Genomic DNA, 18,372 nt, shown 5'->3' with positions numbered 1-18,372 from the left:
TCTCGCAAATACAGATAAATTAAGTTTCCATATATTTGTGAACAATCATTTCATTGATTTTTACCCGATTCAAAAATGAAAGGCGTCTGGTATCATCAAGAATACGGTGAGCTATGCTCATTACCACATTATAAGCTTCTGATAACCAGCATTTTTCCTGCTCCATATCTCCACAGTTGATTGCTACGGTATAGTGGTTCATGTAGATCTCCTGTGCTCGGAGAGCGGGTAGCCATCCCATGCGAATGAGCATATCAATAGCAGATTGGCTATATTTTTTGGCAGCGTCAAAGTTATTTAGTCTGAGGGAAATTTGTCCCATAAGCGATAAAGAAAGGATTTCGCTACGATATATTCCAGCTTGGTGTGCTTCAGCGATATTTTCCTGCAAGATTTCTTCGGCCAAGGAGATATTTTGTTTGGACGGACTACTTTCTCGTTGTAAAAGAAATTCCGCATAGTAATTTCGGACAAGCGTTATCAAAGGTAAGTTACGAGCCAATTTACTCTCTTTCCACCCTGTTATGAGGTGTTCACGTGCCTTGTCATATTTTCCCCATTCCATATAGACCTTGCCAAGGAGTGCACGATTATTCGCATTCCATGCGTGTGGCGTTTTCTCAGGGATGAAATATTCAAGGCAGCTAAGTAGAAGCGATTCAGCGGTTTCATAATCCCCTAGACTAATATGGACTTGTGCTAGGTAGTTGCAGAAGATGGAAATGTCGAATTTGATGCCGAGGTGCAGGCTTGACTCATAAACTCTTGACAGATGTTTCATAGCTGCTTCGTAGTTTCCAAAATCGAACTCGCAAACTCCATGTATCGAAGAAATAAAATGGATATACCTTTGGTTTTCCAATGACAGTTCATGATTTACTGGATTCTGATGCAGGATATAGTGAGCTTGCCGGATCAATTCTCTCCCACACTTAAGGCTGATTTTCATAGTCTTGTGACCTAATTCAGCTAATGCAAGGGCTTTGATATAGGGGGTACAACTGTTTTCAGCCAAAATGACTGCATCTTGTATCGCCAAGATTGCTGCTTCCGATGATTTTGTATTGGCGAGGTACTTTCCTTTGAGAACTTTCAGTTTAATATGCGTATCAAGTGATGCTTTCTTAGTATGATAAGTTTCTGCCAAAGAGAATAGATCATGTCTTGTCCATTTCTCAGTGAAAGGGAGATTGCATTGTTGATTATAAATGTCATGTATAAACAATAGCATATAAATACAATCTAGAGTGATTTCATCTTGCAGACAACACTGTTCATTTGCAGCCCTGAGCTGTGTGTAACAATGTTTGGCGCAGTGTTCGAAATCTTGACGATTTAGTGCTTCGTGTGCTGACCGGTGTAATTCTTGTGCTGGTATCATGTTTGATTACTCAATTGTTTCACAAGTATCTTTAAGTTTAAGCAGCGTGATACTGTTCTCCGAACATGCCTTCCGAAGGACTGCTGTGAATGATCGAACTATGGATTTCACCGTTTTCTCTTGAAAGAGATCAACGTTATATACTAACTTTGCACATATATTTTCATGCTCTACAGATATCCATAGCGTCATATCTAAAATTGTGCCGTCAAAAGGTTCTCTACCACGCCCTATATCTAAGTTTATGGGTATGCTCTCAATGTTTCGTAAGGTCAATTTTGCGTTGGGAAGCATGATTAACATGACCTGAAAGACGCGTGATCGTACTTTGTGTTTTTCATGAGGAGCTAGTGCATCGGCAATCGTGCCAAAAGACCAATCAATATTATCCTTTGCATCCAGAGTAGTTCGACGTATCGATTCAGTCAGTAATGTGAATTCTTGTGTATCTTCAACGAATATGCGTGCTGCCCAATTGTTTGCAAAGAAGCCAAGATTGTTCCCATATTCCGGTTGTCTGTTGTCCGCCGCAGTGCCAATAATGACTTCTTGTTGCGATGAATAATGTGAAAGAACAATTGACCAAGCTGACATAAGAACCGCATACGGTGTGGCTCCTATATGGCGGCTGAATTCAAGGACACCAATCTCTTGTGGGATCTGGAATACTTCTGACGCGGAACGTCCTGTTTGATAGATTTCTGATTGATTGCATATAGATATAGGGAGAGAGAGTAGGGAAGGTGCACCTTCCATTTTATGTTTCCAGTAACTTATTTGACGTTTTACAGATACATCACGGATATATTGTTGTTGCCAGTTGGAATAGTGGCGATATTGTCGTTGTAGATCTTTTGGCAAAGCAACTGATTCGTCACCGCACGCATGGGCATAGAAAGTTGATAATTCGCCAGTGAGAATTCGAATAGACTCACCATCTGCAATCAAGTGATGTAGACAAAGTGTTAAAACCTGTTCGTCTGCTTTGAGAAGAACCAGGCTTACATGAAACAGCCAGTCGCCTACATTCCAGGCACATTGTGAATGACGTTGTAAGGTGGACATTAATTGTTTGTCTTGACCTTCTTTGGCTATTGTAGAAAGGTCAATTATCTCAATTGGCAGATCGGCATCTTCTTCAAAGTACCCAATAAATGACGCGGTGGCCCAATCGAATCGACTACGAAGGATTTCGTGTCGTTTTGTTAGGTGATGTAGTGCTTGCCTTAATGCATCTCTATCGAGATGACCAGTGAGCCGATAAGCGCGGAAAAGGTTATAGTCAGAGGGATCTCCATCAGCGCATAATTTGAGTAATCTCTCTTGTTGAAGAGAGAGTGTAACGTAGTTATCCGGCGACTCAGGTAAAAGATCGTCAATGTTTCGAGGTGTTTCATTAATTAGCTGTATAATTCTCTGGGTGAATTTTTGAAGGGTGGGGTTTTCGAAAAGCAATCGCAGAGGTACAGCAACGGCAATATGAGCCGCGACTTGCGATATCGTGTGGGTAGCCTTCATCGAGTCACCGCCGAGTTTGAAGAAATTATCCGATAGATTCACTACTTGGCATTCAAGCTGCGATTGCCAAATATTGCTGATATCGTCAGCTAATTTTAGATTTGTCGGGGAAAAGCGACTGTGAACCGGGGGCGGTTGTTGAGCTTCTGTATCGGATAAGTGTAATTTAGTGGCATTGTTGGTGAGTAGCCTTCGTTTAAAGTCATTTAAAAATTGTGCTGCTATGGCGCCAGTGATTACTCTATGATCGAATACTAAGGTGAGTGACATAGGGTATCCCTCAAGATCTTTATCACCTCCGATTCCTAGAATGGCGCATTGCTGCTTATTTAACATGGGTTGAAAATGAAGAACATTCTGACCAGACAGGTCGGAAACTGTAAAGGTCGCCCCTGTGACATCTTCAAGACTTAACTTGTTTTCATGGTATCGGCAGACATAATCGGCGACAGCTACTTCCACATTTGGCAATGCTAATTGATTTATTTGCCGAACCACGGGGACTCGCAGTCCTTGATTCATGTCAATTGCAACGCCAATATTCACTGCGCTGTACCGATGAATCCGTTGTTTCTCATAATAAGAGAGTAATTGTGGCCAGTCTTGCAGTGTGATACCCAGTATCCACAAAAGATAAGGAAAAATTTGTCCACTGGAATTTGCATCATTTCGCAATTTTTCCCGTAGATTGATGGAATTGAACTGAACAGTGATAGAACTGGGTAATGAGCCATTCTGAGCTTCAGAGAGAATGCGTATTTCAGCTTGTTTCGAAACTTCGATCGGTTCCGTAGTCGTGATATTTTCGACTAATGATAAAATCTTATCCGATTCGTGGGGTTCAGCTAATAGTATAGCTGTGGATGGCTTTTGAACGTGTTCTTCTAAAGCTAAATGTTGTCTGAGATAATCCAAAGTTATGAGGCCGCTAAATCCCAGTTTTGAAGGATCAATTCTATGTTGTTCGAGATATGCAGTAGCGGCCTTAGAGAATCTGGCCGTTGCATTGCTTCTATCCACTTGGAACATGGATGCATCGGGATCTTCTTTATTTGGGGTAGAAGTAGGTTCTTGAACGATTTCAGCTATAACATTTCCTACAGCAACCTCATCTCCTGTCTGATACCTCTTAAGGAGATATCCCGACATAGGGCTATGGATTTCCATTATGGCTTTGGAAGCTTCTACCCTCGCGATCATTTGCCCGGTAGTGACATAATCGCCCTCTTCGACTAACCATTCTGAGATTAACATTGTCTCGTCGTTGGCGCTTAGCTTCTCAAGAATAATGGTATTTTTCATAGTATACCTACTGTGGTCACATTAATTTTAATTAAAGACATTTATTGTTGAGGCTTGGCCTCTGATATGTATGCTTTAAGAATTTGTTCAATCAGCATGTCTTTTCCTGGAATCATAAGGTTTTCAAGGGCTTTACTTGAGGGTATCGCCATACTGAAAGGATATATGCGTATTGTGCGAGGCAATAACTTACCCAAAATTTCAGTCAATTGAGCAACGACTTCTGAACCGAAACCCGCAAATCCCTGGCCTTCTTCAACGATAATGGCGATTTTGCATTTCGATACGAGTTTGATATATGGGATTACACTAAACGGATATATCTGGAGTGGGCAGATAACTTGAGCAATCACATTGTGTTCTACAAAAAGTTCTTCTGCTACATCCACCAGCAGATCACTCAGCCCACCATAACCGAAGATTACAACGTCGACGTTTGTTGACAGAGGGTTTACAACGACCGCGGGGAATGGATCGTCAGAGGCATAGCTTGTGAACCCCAATGAGGCATTTCGAATGCTCTTGGTATAGAGGATTTTATTTTCAATAAGAAGAACAGGACCTTCCTCCTGTTTTGCGAGTGCTTTGTAGACTATTGCCGGATCGATAAGATTGTTAATTGCCAGTATCGTCAGACCTGGTATTCCCATGAAATGTTTTTCCAAAGTTTGGCTATGGGTAGGCCCGTAACCGCGGCCAGCGCCCATTGGTGTTCGGATCACTAATGGAACTTTCACCTGATCGTTGTACATGTCCCTAAACTTGGCGGCGTGATTCAATATTTGGTCAAACGCTAAAGTCAAGAAGTCGCCAAACATGATTTCCACAAAAGGACGATATCCATGCATGGCGAGTCCACATCCGATGCCGACAATAGCGCTTTCGGAAATGGGGGTATTTATGACTTGTCCGGGAAAGCGATCGGACAGACCATCGGATATCTTAAATGCGCCCCCATAAGGTGCTTTCACGTCTTCTCCTATGAACAGGATATTTTTATCCAGTTCCATGATTTCCAAAAATGCATTATTGATTGCACGGGATAGTCGGATCTTAGACCCTTGGCGGGGTAGAGAATGAAATGTGGAAGATTGCGATTGTGTTTCAGTACCGTAAAACGGTGATGAGCGAGCCTGCTTTGCCTTTCTTATTGCGTCATTTACTCTTTCTTGAGCTCCGGCGACTTCTGTCGCTAGTTCAGCAGTATGCTCACGCAGAATGACATTGATGGGATCTATAGTATTAAAGTGTTCGATTTCGTCTATGCTTCTTAGATCGTCTCCTTTGGAGTGAGCTTTGAGACGGTAAGTATCGATTTGTAGAAAAGCAGGGTGCCTTTGGTTTCTAGTATAATTTATCAGATCTTCTGTCTCAGTTATCAGATGTTCCCAATTCCAAACATCAGATTTCGCATATCTCATTCCAAAAGCCTGTGCGCGCTTGCTTATGCTGCCTGATAATGTTTCTGAGATATGAGTAGATTGTGCGTACTGATTGTTTTCTAACACGATCAATAGTGGTAAATCCCACTTTGCTGCGATATTTAATACTTCATATACGACACCCTCTCCGAGCGTGCCATCTCCGATAAACGCTATTGAGATGGAGTTATCATGGCGTAACTTCTTGGCGAAAGCTGCCCCGGTTGCTACTGGCAAGATCCCGCCTTGAATTCCGTTAGAAAAAAATCCCTCTTTGCATAGATGTTGACTTCCACCACGGCCGCCACACACGCCGGTTTCTTTTCCCATCACCTCTGCGATTAGTCCTGTAACATCGCCTGTCCGCGAAAGAAAGTGACCGTGACATCTATGATTGGAGAATACCCAGTCATTTTTTTTCAGAAACTTGCATACTATTGCGCCTGTTAACTCTTGCCCAATGCATGTATGCACTGTTCCATGCAGTTCTCCAATGGAATAAAGACGTAACAATGCTTCTTCCGTTTCTCGTATTAGTAGAGATGTTCGTAAGATATCGCTGTCCATATTCGTCAGCCCTCATTCATCGTGATTTGTTACTTGGTAAGTGCTCATGAGTAAAATCAGATGTAACAATATTTCTTGAGTCATATTCAAACCGGCCCATTGCTTGTGAATAAGCTTTCAGCTCCTCGAACCGTTGGCTGAGAAATGCGTTACGTTCCTCTTCATGAATCGAATCGGCATTGCAATCTGTAAAACAATTGGGGGTTTCATAGAGTCTGACGTGGTGAATTTTGAGGCTATCCCATTCACTAAAAAGAACTTCCATAGTGAGGAATATCTCTTTTGCAATATTTTCAACGGTTGGATTGCAGTACTCGCCACTACGATTTAAGCTCATGAGTCTAAATTTACTGCGCGTAGCATGGACAGCGGATATAAAATCTGCATCCTTGGGATTAAGAATCGAGGCGTGATCCAGATACTCATCAATCCATGCTGCGCCGATACGCTTTATCTCTTTAAAATCTATTGCGTATCCAATTGGCTGCATCTGTTCAAATGAGAAAGTGAGTTCATACAGATAAGTGTGTCCGTGGATATTGAAGCATTTCACCCTCTCGTTCATGACTCGATGAGCGGAGTCAAAAGAACCTTTACGTGTAATATATTGAATTGTCATGCGGTACCTCTAATCAATTCATAGAAGTCTTGCTTGGCAGGTGAATTAGTATCGGCGAATACACCTGAGAACATTTGTGTCTTCATCCGGCTTTTCTGGTGGCGTACACCTCTGCAACTTACACAGTTGTGTGATGCATCTACCAATACTGCGACACCCTGATTTCTTTCACATACTTGGTTTACCGCATTATGGATTATTGCTGTTAATCGTTCTTGTATAAGTCCACGTCTGCCAAAATGTTCGACGATTCGATTTAACTTTGACAGGCCAAGAACGCGGCCATGTTGACTTGGTATATAGGCAACGTGAACATAGCCTCTGATTGCTTGATGATGGTGAGAGCACATGGAGTCGAGAGCGATCCAGCCGTCGAATACAATGCCATCGTAGTTATCTGCCGGAAATGTAGTGATAGGTCCCATTGGTTTGTATCGACCTTTCCATAGGTCAAGTACATAAGCTTTCGCAACACGTCTCGGCGTGTCTTTCGAATTAGGATCATTTTGCCAGTCTACGCCAAGAGCGGTCAGGAATTCTCCGAATGATATAGCAGCTTTATCTATGATAAGGTTAAGTTCTGTTTTGGTCAGAGTCTCATTGGGTCCGTGTAATGCGCGTTTTTTTGCTAATTGCATGGATATTCCATCTGCAAATCCATGTGTAGAAATTTCTAAATCTCCTGGTTCCACAGTAGGTACCTCGTTATTGTCACTAAATGGTTCATTATGATCCGTTTAGAAAAATGCATATTTTTGTTTAACGGACCACCAGTATTTAGTCCCTTACTATCTGAATGCTAGATAAAATAGTGGTGGGTATCATGTCCTTTGCAGTCATTCTTAAGACCTTTTAAGTCTTAATTGGGTGAACTGATATTGGGATTCGTGTTTTCCCGCTCACTTAGTCACGTTGTGAAATTGTGCATTAAGTTAGATATGTTATATACCCGTCATCTTTCAAGTTTCTTCTTTGTTGGCTGCACTCGCTCACCCCGGTCACACAGTTCGCTATACTCCCGGGGATTCACTCCCTTGCCGTCGCGATGCATCTTGAAATCTATAGGATGTGCCGTTATTTCTGCTTGTTTTAATTTCTTGATATGAATATTTAATACTTATCTTTCCAGAGAAAATAATGAGTCTTATTTATTGTTATTGTAAATGTATTGACGTACAGTTTGGGGCTTATTCATTAAATAAATTAATTAATTATATGAATGGCATCCAGATAGAGAGCGGTTTCACAACTATCAGATACTGTTTTTTAACAAGGTTAGGCAAATCTTGCCCGGTGATCGGTTATAACATATTTACTAAAGGAGGTTTTATGTAATTCGGAATTGATAATATGGGCCCTGATCTAACCTACGGGACAACACCAACTTAAAACTGAACGCTTTTAGATGATCTGAAAGGACAAATAAAGATGTGTTCAGAAAGAATAGGCATAAGTCTGTTTAGCGAAAGATGGAGGTTGCATATATATGAAATTGCGACATTTACGGTGTTTTGTGGCGGTAGCAGAAGAATTACATTTCGCGAGAGCTGCGCAGCGCCTGCATATAGAACAATCACCGCTATCAAGGATAATTAAAAACTTGGAAGCTGATCTTGGTACGATGTTATTCGTGCGTACCACAAGGAATATCCGGCTCACACGTGCGGGGGAAATTTTACTGGAGCAGGCTCCTCGCATCTTTTCCGTACTTGGTCAGGTTCGTGATAGTGTGAAAGCAGTTTCGGCTGGATTTCATAGCCAGCTTCGTATTGCATTATCCGATGGTGTTACACCACCCAAGTTAGCCGAATTGTTAGCAAAATGCCGTGAGGACGAACCAGGGATGGACATTCGCTTACATGAGATACCTCTAGCTCAACACATGAATGGATTACGTGACAACCTTTTTGATGTGGGATTTGCTCAATCTATGGCAGTAGGCGATGGCATCATTGCCATGCCGGCTTGGTATGATTCGTTGGTGGCGGCTATTCCTATCAGGCACCCGCTTTTAGTGTATAAAGAAGTGCCGTTAGATGAACTTTTATACTATCCACTGATCATCTGTGGTCAGGAAGCGTATGAGGGATATTTGGAGCCGGTGCTGTCTATATTACAAAATGCAAAGTTAGCGCCATCTATATCCGAAAAGGTTGCCAGTTTTGACCTTTTGCTAACTTTAGTGGCCGCTGGATATGGGATTGGGGTGGCGGGAGAGTCACAGATCAACTTGGCTCGGCATGGCGACGTCGCCATAAGACCATTCGCTGGTGATATTCCTAAACTGGTGACATATATGCTTAGGCTTGATGCACCGTTAACAGAAGAACTTGCCCGGTTTGAAGAAAGAGTTGGAAATTTGTACACCAGTGTTTGTTGATCTTATTAGGGGAAAGAGCCTTTTGGAGTTCTGCTAGTGCTGATTAAAGTGCAATTCGCAATCATCTAAGTATCTAAATTGATAGAGAACTGCGAATTTCTGGCAAATATTTGACCATTTTTTTCCAATGCCTGATGAAAGTTTTCATATCAATCGGAGTCGAGGACTTAAGATACCTATCTTGAGAAAGAATGGAATGATCAGCTTGGTTTGATGAGTGACAAGTAGATGTAAGAAGTTAAAACTGGATAGTTAATTTAATAGCATGTAAAAATCTTTATTGCGTGTGTGTTTAGGCAAAAACCGCTAACGGGAGTTTGTTCTCCCGCTGGTTTTATAACTGTAAATAGAGTACTTACTGTATAATATTTGAAGTGTTATTATTTAGTTATTGTTTTTCCTTATTAAGAATTTTTTCATATTCCTCCCAAACGGCAGACAATGGTGAACTTAAACAACAAATGGATATTGAACCCCCTGATGGAGGGTGATATTCATATTTAGATCTCCCACGATAGACTCTTATAGGTAAATTGTTATCAGTGGGATTCTTCCTTTTTCTTCTTAACATCATTCATAACCTCAACGTATATTGTTTAAATTATGCATTTAGAATAAAAGTGAGATATTTATACAATATTAACTTCATAAACATATTTTTTTTGTAAAAGATAACAAATGAAAATATTAGCAGTAGATAATAAAAGATCCAGTTTTATGTTGCATATAAGAGAAGTTTTTTCACATTTTTTATAAAATAGTTTCAAAATGAAATAATATTTTATGGAAATTAAAACACAATGTTTGATAAATGTAAAATAAAAGTTGATTTTAACTATGCATGGTTGGGTTAAATCTGTTGTTTTTATAGCCGAATGAAGTGGTGACTAACATATAACTGACTGTTTGGGAGAATTTTGATGCTTATACCCGTCATCTTTAAAGTTGCCTCTTTGTTGGCTGCATTCATTCACCCCGGTCACATAGTTATCTATGCTCCCGGGGATTCGCTCCCTTGCCGTCGCGATGCATCTTGAAATCCATAGGGTATATAGGTATTCAACGAATTGTTGTAACAAAATGGTGGGTGTAATTTTGGTCAAACTATCTCTAACTAGCTATCACGATGGATTGCCAAGTTGAGTCTTGGTATTTTTGTGATTTACCTAAGATACCTCTACTCGTAGTATCCAGCCTTAGGGAAACTCAACGTGGTGATATCATTGTGATAACTTTATTTTGCAGTGTATTCTATTTTACTTAAATTCTATTGCTCATGCGGTAAATTTTCTACAAGCTTTATTAAATATTCAGTCTATCTGGCAGTCGATCAAATTTGTCCTGATGCGGCTGGAAAACTTGCTGAATAAACGTTATTTGCTTCCAAAAGGCAATCAGAGTACCCCTTGATTTTTTATAAAAAAGGATTTTATTATGCCGATTTTATGGTCATTTCATTTTAATTCACTTGCGGAAATATTGGACAATCATCTTGTGGAAAATAGAGTAATAGGAGGCATTAGATATATATTTTGAAGATATTTGCAGAATAGAAAAATAAGCAGAAATGTGTTCGTTAGAATCAGATGAAGAAGTGGGGAACATTCGTTAAAATCTTTTTAATGCTAATGATACTTAACACAAGTAGCTAGGAGAAAAATATCATTTTTTCTTGTGATTTAGGATGCTTACAGATAAATGCCAGATATAGGTTAAGGTTTTTATTAGTTTTTTGCATGTTATGTTATTTGTTGGGATGATATTTCCTACATTGAGTGTATGTGTTGGTATTTCATTGTGATCTGATAAGTGAGTTTTTTATCTTTTTGATTTTTAATGTTTTATGTGATGGATGTCACTATGCGAAATTTTCTAAATTAATGATGATTTTTTTGTTAAAGCTGATAATCTGCTCACAAAACTAATCACAATATCTTATTTTTGAATTTTTTTTCTTGATATTAATTGGTTGTTGATTTAATTAACAAGAGGCTCATTGGTAGAACTTTTTTACTTGCATGAGCACTATCGTCGTAGGCTTCATAATAGTAATGGGTTTCATTATGTAGCTTATTGTGAATCACAGGTAGGAGGCATCGCCGAAAGTGTATGAAATGACTGACGGGCAATAGTCGATTGCATGCCATATCTATTAACTATCAGTCAAAAACAGTACACCAAACATTCATTTAATCTGATGGATAATGTAAAAAGGTCAGTAAACATTACACATTAATTTCAAACTTGTGTTACATTCATAGTGTTTTTCTGACCGGTATCTCTGTGTTTTTTTATACAGCATTGTGTTACTTGTTAATTATAAAGGCATATTAAGCGCAATGAATTCTGCCGGATACGATTTTATGGTCAGACTAGGTTTACTAATTTAAGGGGAAAAATATCTTGACGGAACTAATTAGCTTTCTTAACAGCCTTAACAGTATCCTTTGGGGCTCCGTGCTGATTTATCTTCTTCTTGGCGCCGGTATTTACTTCACGATTCGTACAGGTTTTATACAGATTCGCCATTTTGGGCACATGTTTTCAGTATTGAAAAACAGTAAAAAATCTGACAGTGCAGGTATTTCATCATTCCAGGCTCTGTGTACCAGTTTAGCAGCACGGGTTGGCACCGGTAACCTTACTGGTGTGGCAATCGCTTTAACGGCTGGTGGGCCTGGCGCCATTTTTTGGATGTGGATGGTCGCTCTGATTGGGATGGCAACCTCTTTTATTGAGAGTACACTTGCCCAGCTGTACAAGACAAAAGACGATAAGGGGAATTACCGCGGTGGTCCGGCCTACTATATGGAAAAAGGGCTTGGGGTACGCTGGATGGGCATTCTGTTCTCCATATTCCTCATTATTGCTTTTGGTCTGGTATTTAATGCTGTTCAGGCAAATTCCATCGTTCAGGCTGCTGCTTTCGCATTCGATTTCAACCCTTTATATGTTGGCATCGGTTTGGTGATTCTTAGCGGGTTCATTATTTTTGGTGGTTTGCGCTCTATTGCTCGGGTTGCAGAGTTGGTTGTCCCTTTTATGGCGATAGCTTATCTGATTTTGGCATTCTGGGTAGTCGGGCATAACTTTGAACGCATGCCGGAAGTGTTTGCATTAATTTTCAAAAGCGCATTTGGTTTGCAGGAAGCAGTCGCAGGCACCGTTGGTTATGGTGTTGCACAAGCGATGACACAAGGTGTTCAACGCGGGTTGTTTTCAAATGAAGCAGGGATGGGTTCAGCACCCAATGCTGCGGCTTCCGCTTCTCCATATCCTCCTCATCCGGCATCTCAGGGTTATGTGCAGATGCTAGGTGTCTTTATGGATACTCTGGTTATCTGTAGCGCTACTGCTGTTATCATCCTGTCATCGGGTGTGCTTGATGGCAATATTTCAGGAATAAGTGGAATAGAATTGACTCAGCGGGCACTGTCTTCCGCTGTCGGCGATTGGGGATCTGAATTTATTGCATTGGCTATCTTCTTTTTCGCATTCACATCAATCATTGCAAATTATGCTTATGCTGAAAGCAATATCGTATTCCTTGAACGTAATCATATTGCTGGTTTAGTGATCTTACGTCTGGCGGCGTTGGGTATGGTGATGTTTGGTTCGTTGGCTGAATTGCCTTTAGTTTGGAAAATGGCTGATTTGTCTATGGCATTGATGGCAATTACCAATTTGACCGCTATTTTGTTGCTTTCTGGCGTCGCATTTAAGCTCGCAAAGGATTACAACCAACAGAGACGTGTTGGTAAATTACCGACATTTGATATCAATCAGTATCCTGAGATTCAGAAAAAAGTTGAAGTTGGTATTTGGGAAGAAACGGCAACTCTTGCCCAATCTAACCAAGCGGTTGACCGCAAGTGAAATGCTAGCACACAGTATAGTTAATACTATTTAACAACATAGCGGCTGATAGCCTTTCACGTTTCATCTGTTATTCTTGCCTTATTTCCATCTAACTTATGGGAATAAGGCATTTTTACTTGTGGTCTATGTCAAGAGCAAAACCGGTAGTTTTATAAAAAAATCATGTAAAACATAAATTTTATTTTGTATTCATTTGATTTCTTTGTGTTATTATCTTGCTATTCAATTAATAGGTAGGACAGGGAAATGATGAAGAAGATCATATTAGTTGGCTTATTTATGCTATTGGCGGGGTGTTCCAGCCTGGAAGATCGGGGCACTTATAAAGTTGATAGCTCTTTTCCTTCACAAGGTCAAAATGACAGAGTAAGGTTTTTGGTATTCCACTATACCGCTGTCAATGATGAAGATTCTTTACGTATACTCACTCAGGGCGGTGTTAGTGCTCATTATTTGCTCCCATCGTTACCTAATTATGCGAGAGGCAAGCCTGTTATTCTGCAACTGGTTCCTGAAGATAAGAGGGCATGGCATGCTGGTATTAGTGGATGGAATGGTCGGAAAGACTTGAATGACACTTCGATTGGCATTGAAATTGTTAATAAAGGATTTACGGAAATGCTACTTGAGAAAGAGTGGTATCCGTTTAATGAGCAGCAGATCGATCTATTAACGCGTTTGGCGAAAGATATTATTCAACGTTATGGCATTGAACCTATTAATGTCGTTGGTCACAGTGATATTGCACCTTTGAGAAAGTATGATCCAGGTAAACTTTTCCCTTGGAAGAGTTTGGCTGAACAAGGTATCGGTGCATGGCCTGACGATGCAACCGTTGAAAAGTATATGGCGGGTAGAAAATGGAATGATGGCGCTTCTGTTGAGTTAATTCAGAAGACATTGGCTAAATATGGCTACACCATTCCACAAACCGGTGTGCTTGATGAAGATACCCGCAAAACAATCAGTGCGTTCCAGATGCATTTCAGGCCAAGTGACATCAGTGGTAATCCTGATGCACAAACTGAATCGATAGCTCTGGCTCTGGTTGAGAAATATAAAAAGTAGTTTTGATTTGTAATATTTCATTGTGATCGTGCCATAAAAACAACTTCATCAGAGTGACCTTTATGGCATGATTCTTCTCATTAACTCTATAGATTTTCATGATCTATTCTTCGAGCCTTTCTTCACTTTGTTTTAACCTGCAATGACAGTCTTACCTCGGCAGTTGTTGATCACATCTTTCCTGTTATCACTGTTTTAACATCAGGCGGCTTTCATTATTATTTCTATAGAGAAAGAACTAAGATTATGGCTAAGTAATAAAATATTCAGTGTATATAAATAATCGTCGCTTTATTTTATAATGATTATTACTATCTTAAGTAATAGTTAAATTAAATTAAATTTTTGTAATATGGAGAAAATATTAATTTTTATTATTGTTTCTCCTTTTTGGCAGAATAAATGCCAGGATAATTCCAATTAGACTGATAAAGGGTGAATACATTATTATTTTGTTTTTGTCGGAAAAATAGTTTGGTAACACACTGCACAGGTAGATAAAAATAGAGATTATCCAGCCATACAGCCCCACATCATTAAATCTGTAGGCTGTTTTCATGATTAAATAGTAAACCGTAGCGAAGGAACACATTGCCCATAGGCCAATAGAGATTATATATAACCACACTGATAACTCATATTGCATGTGAGCTGCGTAATTGTTTTCTGCTAGATAACCTGAGAGAAAGATCAATATTCCTAAAATAGCGGCTATTTTAATAAAGCTAATAATATAATCTTTTCTACTCAATCTTTGGCTGAAATAGCTTTTTATTGAACTCACTAGAGAATCGTTCATAAATAATAGTCAGATAAATAAGAATGGGACAGATAGTAACTGATTTAACGATAGTATGAACAGAAAAATATGAATCAGATATTAAGATGAGAATATTTCAAAAGTAATTTTATGATTAAATATGTATAAATAAGGTGATGATTGTTAAATTATATGATGGTTTTTGTCCTTTATGATTTTTTTTGGTGTTTAAACCGTTGTGTGATGATTTGACAAATGATTATTCGCTTATGTGACTGCTCCCCGCCGTAAACGGCAAGGCTTCCCACTTCTCAGGCCGCAACCGTTGATGCAACGGATTTACGCTGGCCTCCGTGGGCAGGAACGACGAGTCCCGCCGCCTGTAATTCCTGTATGCCCTTGCGCTGGATGTTGATCGCTGCGTTGATGTCACGATCATGTTCGACACCACAGCAAGGACATGGCCAGATCCGCTTGTTCAGCGGCATTTCTGGCACTTTATGGCGGCAGCAGTGACACGTTTTCGAACTGGCGAACCATTGATCCAGTTTCACCAGATGGATGCCTGCCGCTTCCGCTTTGTATTCCAGCTTCGTGATGAATCCATGCCAGCCTGCATCACTGATAGCACGAGCCAGCTTGGGATTTTTCATCAGGTTGGCCGATTTCAGTGTCTCCACAATGATCGCTTGGTTTTCGTCAACAATTGAACGAGACAGTTTGTGTTGAAAATCGGCACGGGCATTGGCGACCCGTTCGTGTATACATGCAAGCTGTATACGCGCTTTGCGACGATTGGCACTCCCCTTGGTCTTACGGGATAACGCTTTCTGTTTACGCCGCAGGTTGCGGCTGGCGTTGATAAGGTGGCGTGGATTCGCAATCTTATCCCCACTGGATGTGATCGCATAGTGAGACAACCCCATATCCAGCCCGGTTACACGGGCTACCAAAGAGGGCTTTACTGGCGCTTTCATGCCGTCATTGCAGAGGATTGAGGCGTAATACTTGCCTGTTTCAATGTTCTCTGACTATCGTGTCACGAACGGTTGGCAGCAAAATGTAGAGGTAATTTAACTTCGAGCTCAATATCTGGATTCTGCCGGAAATCATAGGGCGTTATGCCATACTCTTTGCGGAACATGTAAGTGAAATGAGACTGAGAGCCGAAGCCGAAATCTAAAGCGATATCAAAAATAGGCAAAGAGCTGTTTCTTAAAAGATGCACAGCGCCGGCCAGGCGTCGCTGGCGGATATATTTACCAAGCGAAATGCCGGTGACTTCCTTGAATATTTTCTGCATGTGCCAAAGCGAGTAACCGGAGTAAGCTGCCAGTTCTTCCAGGTGGATTACCCGGCCAAGGTGATTCTCAATCCATTTGCTGAGAGCACATACAAGTGCTAAGTGATTATCCTGTGGCATTAACAATTTTGTTCTGGTTGAAAATGAAAGGAAGTATACACAACTTTTTCTAAAGATGACAAAGCCTTGACATCACGATTTAGATTGTAACTGAATGTGACAATTGATTTTTTTGTCATAGTGAATAAAATCCACATGGTTAGTATTTGTTTAAACGTGTTCTGATATGTTGTTAGCATACATATTGTTGCCGGTACGATTTTTTCGCAATGAAAGCACAGGATGAATATTTTTCTTGTTTCATTGTTGTAAAATATCATTTTCCAACTTTATTCTTAACGTATTGCGTTCTGACCGAACTTGAAGGAAATAGAATTGGACATAAAAAAAACCATTGCAATCTTAGTATTACTTGGAATATGTCTGTTCTTGTATCTGTTAGCTTTGGATAGCTATTGTGATCAGGGGGGAAAGTTTGATTCAGGTATTTGTTCTGTGACTCGATATCTGCCTTTCTGATTAGTTGCTGATACTCATCAGCCATTTTCCCGTCATATATCTGTGCTAACATATATCTTCAATATCCACCCTTTAAAGCTAGTGTTTTGTTTGCTTTGAATAAAGCAGATAAGGGGAAGCGGTTGTTTTCCCACTAATAACAAGATAGAAGTTGCATCAAGAGGACAAGATGGCAGGACAATCGCAGCGGTCAACACTTAAACGCGGTTTAAAAAACCGGCATATTCAACTTATTGCTTTGGGGGGGGCTGTCGGGACTGGGTTGTTTCTCGGTATTGCACAAACCATAAAAATGGCAGGTCCCTCCGTAATTTTAGGATACGCTATCGCAGGCTTTATTGCATTTCTGATTATGCGTCAGCTAGGAGAGATGGTGGTCGAGGAGCCTGTAGCGGGGTCGTTTAGTCATTTCGCGTATAAATATTGGGGGGATTTTCCCGGATTTTTATCAGGTTGGAATTACTGGGCGATGTTTACTCTGGTTGGCATGGCTGAATTAACGGCTGTGGGAATGTATATCCACTACTGGTGGCCTGATATTCCAACCTGGGTTTCTGCAACCGTCTTCTTTGTCTTAATCAATACAGTAAATTTAATTAATGTCCGATTATATGGTGAAACAGAATTTTGGTTTTCCATCATTAAAGTGACCGCCATTATCTGTATGATTGTATTTGGCGCTTACTTGTTAGTTAGCGGAAATGGCGGACCTCAGGCCAGTATTACTAACCTTTGGCAACATGGCGGCTTTATGCCTAATGGCATCACCAGCCTAATCATGGCAATGGCTGTGATCATGTTCTCTTTTGGTGGATTGGAACTGGTAGGTATTACCGCAGCAGAAGCGGAAAATCCACGTATCAGCATTCCTAAGGCCACCAATCAGGTAGTATACAGAATATTGATTTTCTATATTGGTTCTCTGACCGTGTTATTGTCGCTTTATCCGTGGGGCAATGTCGTTGAAGGTGAAAGCCCATTTGTTATGATTTTTCACAACCTGGATAGTTTCTGGGTGGCTAACGTTCTGAATATTGTTGTCCTAACTGCCGCATTGTCCGTTTATAACAGCGGTGTGTATTGTAACAGCCGGATGCTGTACGGTTTAGCAAAACAAGGCAATGCTCCTGGGATGCTGACAAAAGTTAATGAGAGTGGTGTTCCTATCAGAGCCATTGTCGTGTCTGCTTTGGCAACGTCCGTTGGTGTATTGATTAATTATGTAATGCCGGGCAAAGCATTTGAATTATTGATGGCGTTGGTGGTAACAACGTTAGTGATTAATTGGGTCATGATCTGTACGGCGCATTTAAAATTCCGGGCGGAAAAAGTTAAACAGGGAATAGAGCCATCATTTAAGGCATTCTGGTATCCATTCGGTAATTATCTGTGTCTGGCTTTCCTTGCCTTTATACTCGTCATTATTTTGATGATGGACAGCATCCGTATTTCAGTCATTCTGATGCCATTCTGGGTGGGTGTGTTATGGATTGGGTTTTTAATGTCTCGTTCCCGCCGTGATAAAATGAGAGCACAGGAGCAGGGATAACATATATTTGGATTATCTCTATGAAGATACCAGGCTGATATTACAC

12 protein-coding genes and 1 pseudogene are annotated in these 18,372 nt (G+C 40.4%); 5 read left to right on the top strand and 8 right to left on the bottom strand.

The annotated features are described in order from the left end of the window. Positions 1–19 precede the first annotated feature (19 nt). Genes B0X70_RS14105 through folE form a run of 5 tightly spaced genes read right to left on the bottom strand, consistent with a single transcriptional unit; the run spans position 20 to position 7,500 of the window. Positions 20–1,381, bottom strand: coding sequence for a tetratricopeptide repeat protein (locus tag B0X70_RS14105; RefSeq protein ID WP_217469614.1), 1,362 nt, complete (start codon positions 1,379–1,381; stop codon positions 20–22). 6 nt (positions 1,382–1,387) lie between these two features. Next, on the bottom strand, positions 1,388–4,201 hold the full coding sequence (locus B0X70_RS14100) for a condensation domain-containing protein (protein WP_217469613.1): 2,814 nt from the start codon (positions 4,199–4,201) through the stop codon (positions 1,388–1,390). 41 nt (positions 4,202–4,242) lie between these two features. Further along, on the bottom strand, positions 4,243–6,189 hold the full coding sequence (locus B0X70_RS14095) for a dehydrogenase E1 component subunit alpha/beta (RefSeq protein ID WP_044467151.1): 1,947 nt from the start codon (positions 6,187–6,189) through the stop codon (positions 4,243–4,245). A 16-nt stretch (positions 6,190–6,205) separates the two neighbouring features. Further along, complete coding sequence (locus B0X70_RS14090; RefSeq protein WP_036805051.1) at positions 6,206–6,808, bottom strand: 6-carboxytetrahydropterin synthase; 603 nt, start codon at positions 6,806–6,808, stop codon at positions 6,206–6,208. Further along, the gene (gene folE, locus B0X70_RS14085) at positions 6,805–7,500 is read right to left on the bottom strand and encodes a GTP cyclohydrolase I (RefSeq protein WP_036805054.1); all 696 of its coding nucleotides are present in this window, start codon (positions 7,498–7,500) and stop codon (positions 6,805–6,807) included. Before folE ends, B0X70_RS14090 begins: the two co-directional genes overlap by 4 nt. 794 nt (positions 7,501–8,294) lie before the next feature. Between folE and B0X70_RS14080 the strand changes: the two genes are divergently transcribed. From B0X70_RS14080 to B0X70_RS14070, 3 genes are all read left to right on the top strand, one after another. Beyond that, the gene (locus tag B0X70_RS14080; protein ID WP_217469612.1) at positions 8,295–9,188 is read left to right on the top strand and encodes a LysR family transcriptional regulator; all 894 of its coding nucleotides are present in this window, start codon (positions 8,295–8,297) and stop codon (positions 9,186–9,188) included. A 2,403-nt stretch (positions 9,189–11,591) separates the two neighbouring features. After that, positions 11,592–13,064, top strand: a complete 1,473-nt coding sequence (locus B0X70_RS14075) for an alanine/glycine:cation symporter family protein (RefSeq protein WP_217469611.1) — start codon at positions 11,592–11,594, stop codon at positions 13,062–13,064. Positions 13,065–13,316: 252 nt separating this feature from the next. Further along, positions 13,317–14,135 (top strand): N-acetylmuramoyl-L-alanine amidase, encoded by an 819-nt coding sequence (locus tag B0X70_RS14070; protein ID WP_217471735.1) that lies wholly within the window; start codon positions 13,317–13,319, stop codon positions 14,133–14,135. A 364-nt stretch (positions 14,136–14,499) separates the two neighbouring features. Here the strand turns inward: B0X70_RS14070 and B0X70_RS14065 are convergent, their stop codons facing one another. The 3 genes and pseudogenes from B0X70_RS14065 to B0X70_RS14055 form a co-directional block, all read right to left on the bottom strand. Then, positions 14,500–14,934 (bottom strand): DUF805 domain-containing protein, encoded by a 435-nt coding sequence (locus tag B0X70_RS14065; protein WP_217469610.1) that lies wholly within the window; start codon positions 14,932–14,934, stop codon positions 14,500–14,502. 272 nt (positions 14,935–15,206) lie between these two features. Further along, positions 15,207–15,911, bottom strand: a pseudogene (locus tag B0X70_RS14060) (RNA-guided endonuclease InsQ/TnpB family protein); the annotation flags it as partial. Positions 15,912–15,934: 23 nt separating this feature from the next. Further along, positions 15,935–16,318 carry a helix-turn-helix domain-containing protein gene (locus B0X70_RS14055; protein ID WP_036805072.1) on the bottom strand — a complete coding sequence of 128 codons (384 nt, stop codon included), beginning with the start codon at positions 16,316–16,318 and terminating at the stop codon, positions 15,935–15,937. 315 nt (positions 16,319–16,633) lie between these two features. On the opposite strand from B0X70_RS14055, the gene mgrB reads away from it, so the two are divergent. Further along, positions 16,634–16,777 (top strand): PhoP/PhoQ regulatory lipoprotein MgrB, encoded by a 144-nt coding sequence (gene mgrB / locus B0X70_RS14050; RefSeq protein ID WP_082300881.1) that lies wholly within the window; start codon positions 16,634–16,636, stop codon positions 16,775–16,777. Between the two features lie 169 nt (positions 16,778–16,946). Continuing rightward, entirely contained in the window at positions 16,947–18,326 is a 1,380-nt protein-coding gene (locus tag B0X70_RS14045) for an amino acid permease (protein WP_036805075.1), read from the top strand. Positions 18,327–18,372: the final 46 nt, after the last annotated feature.

It is taken from the genome of Photorhabdus akhurstii (genome assembly GCF_019090985.1).
GTDB classification, from domain to species: domain Bacteria; phylum Pseudomonadota; class Gammaproteobacteria; order Enterobacterales; family Enterobacteriaceae; genus Photorhabdus; species Photorhabdus akhurstii.
Note: the sequence above shows the minus strand (reverse complement) of the source record. Positions and strands in the feature narration are given on the sequence as shown.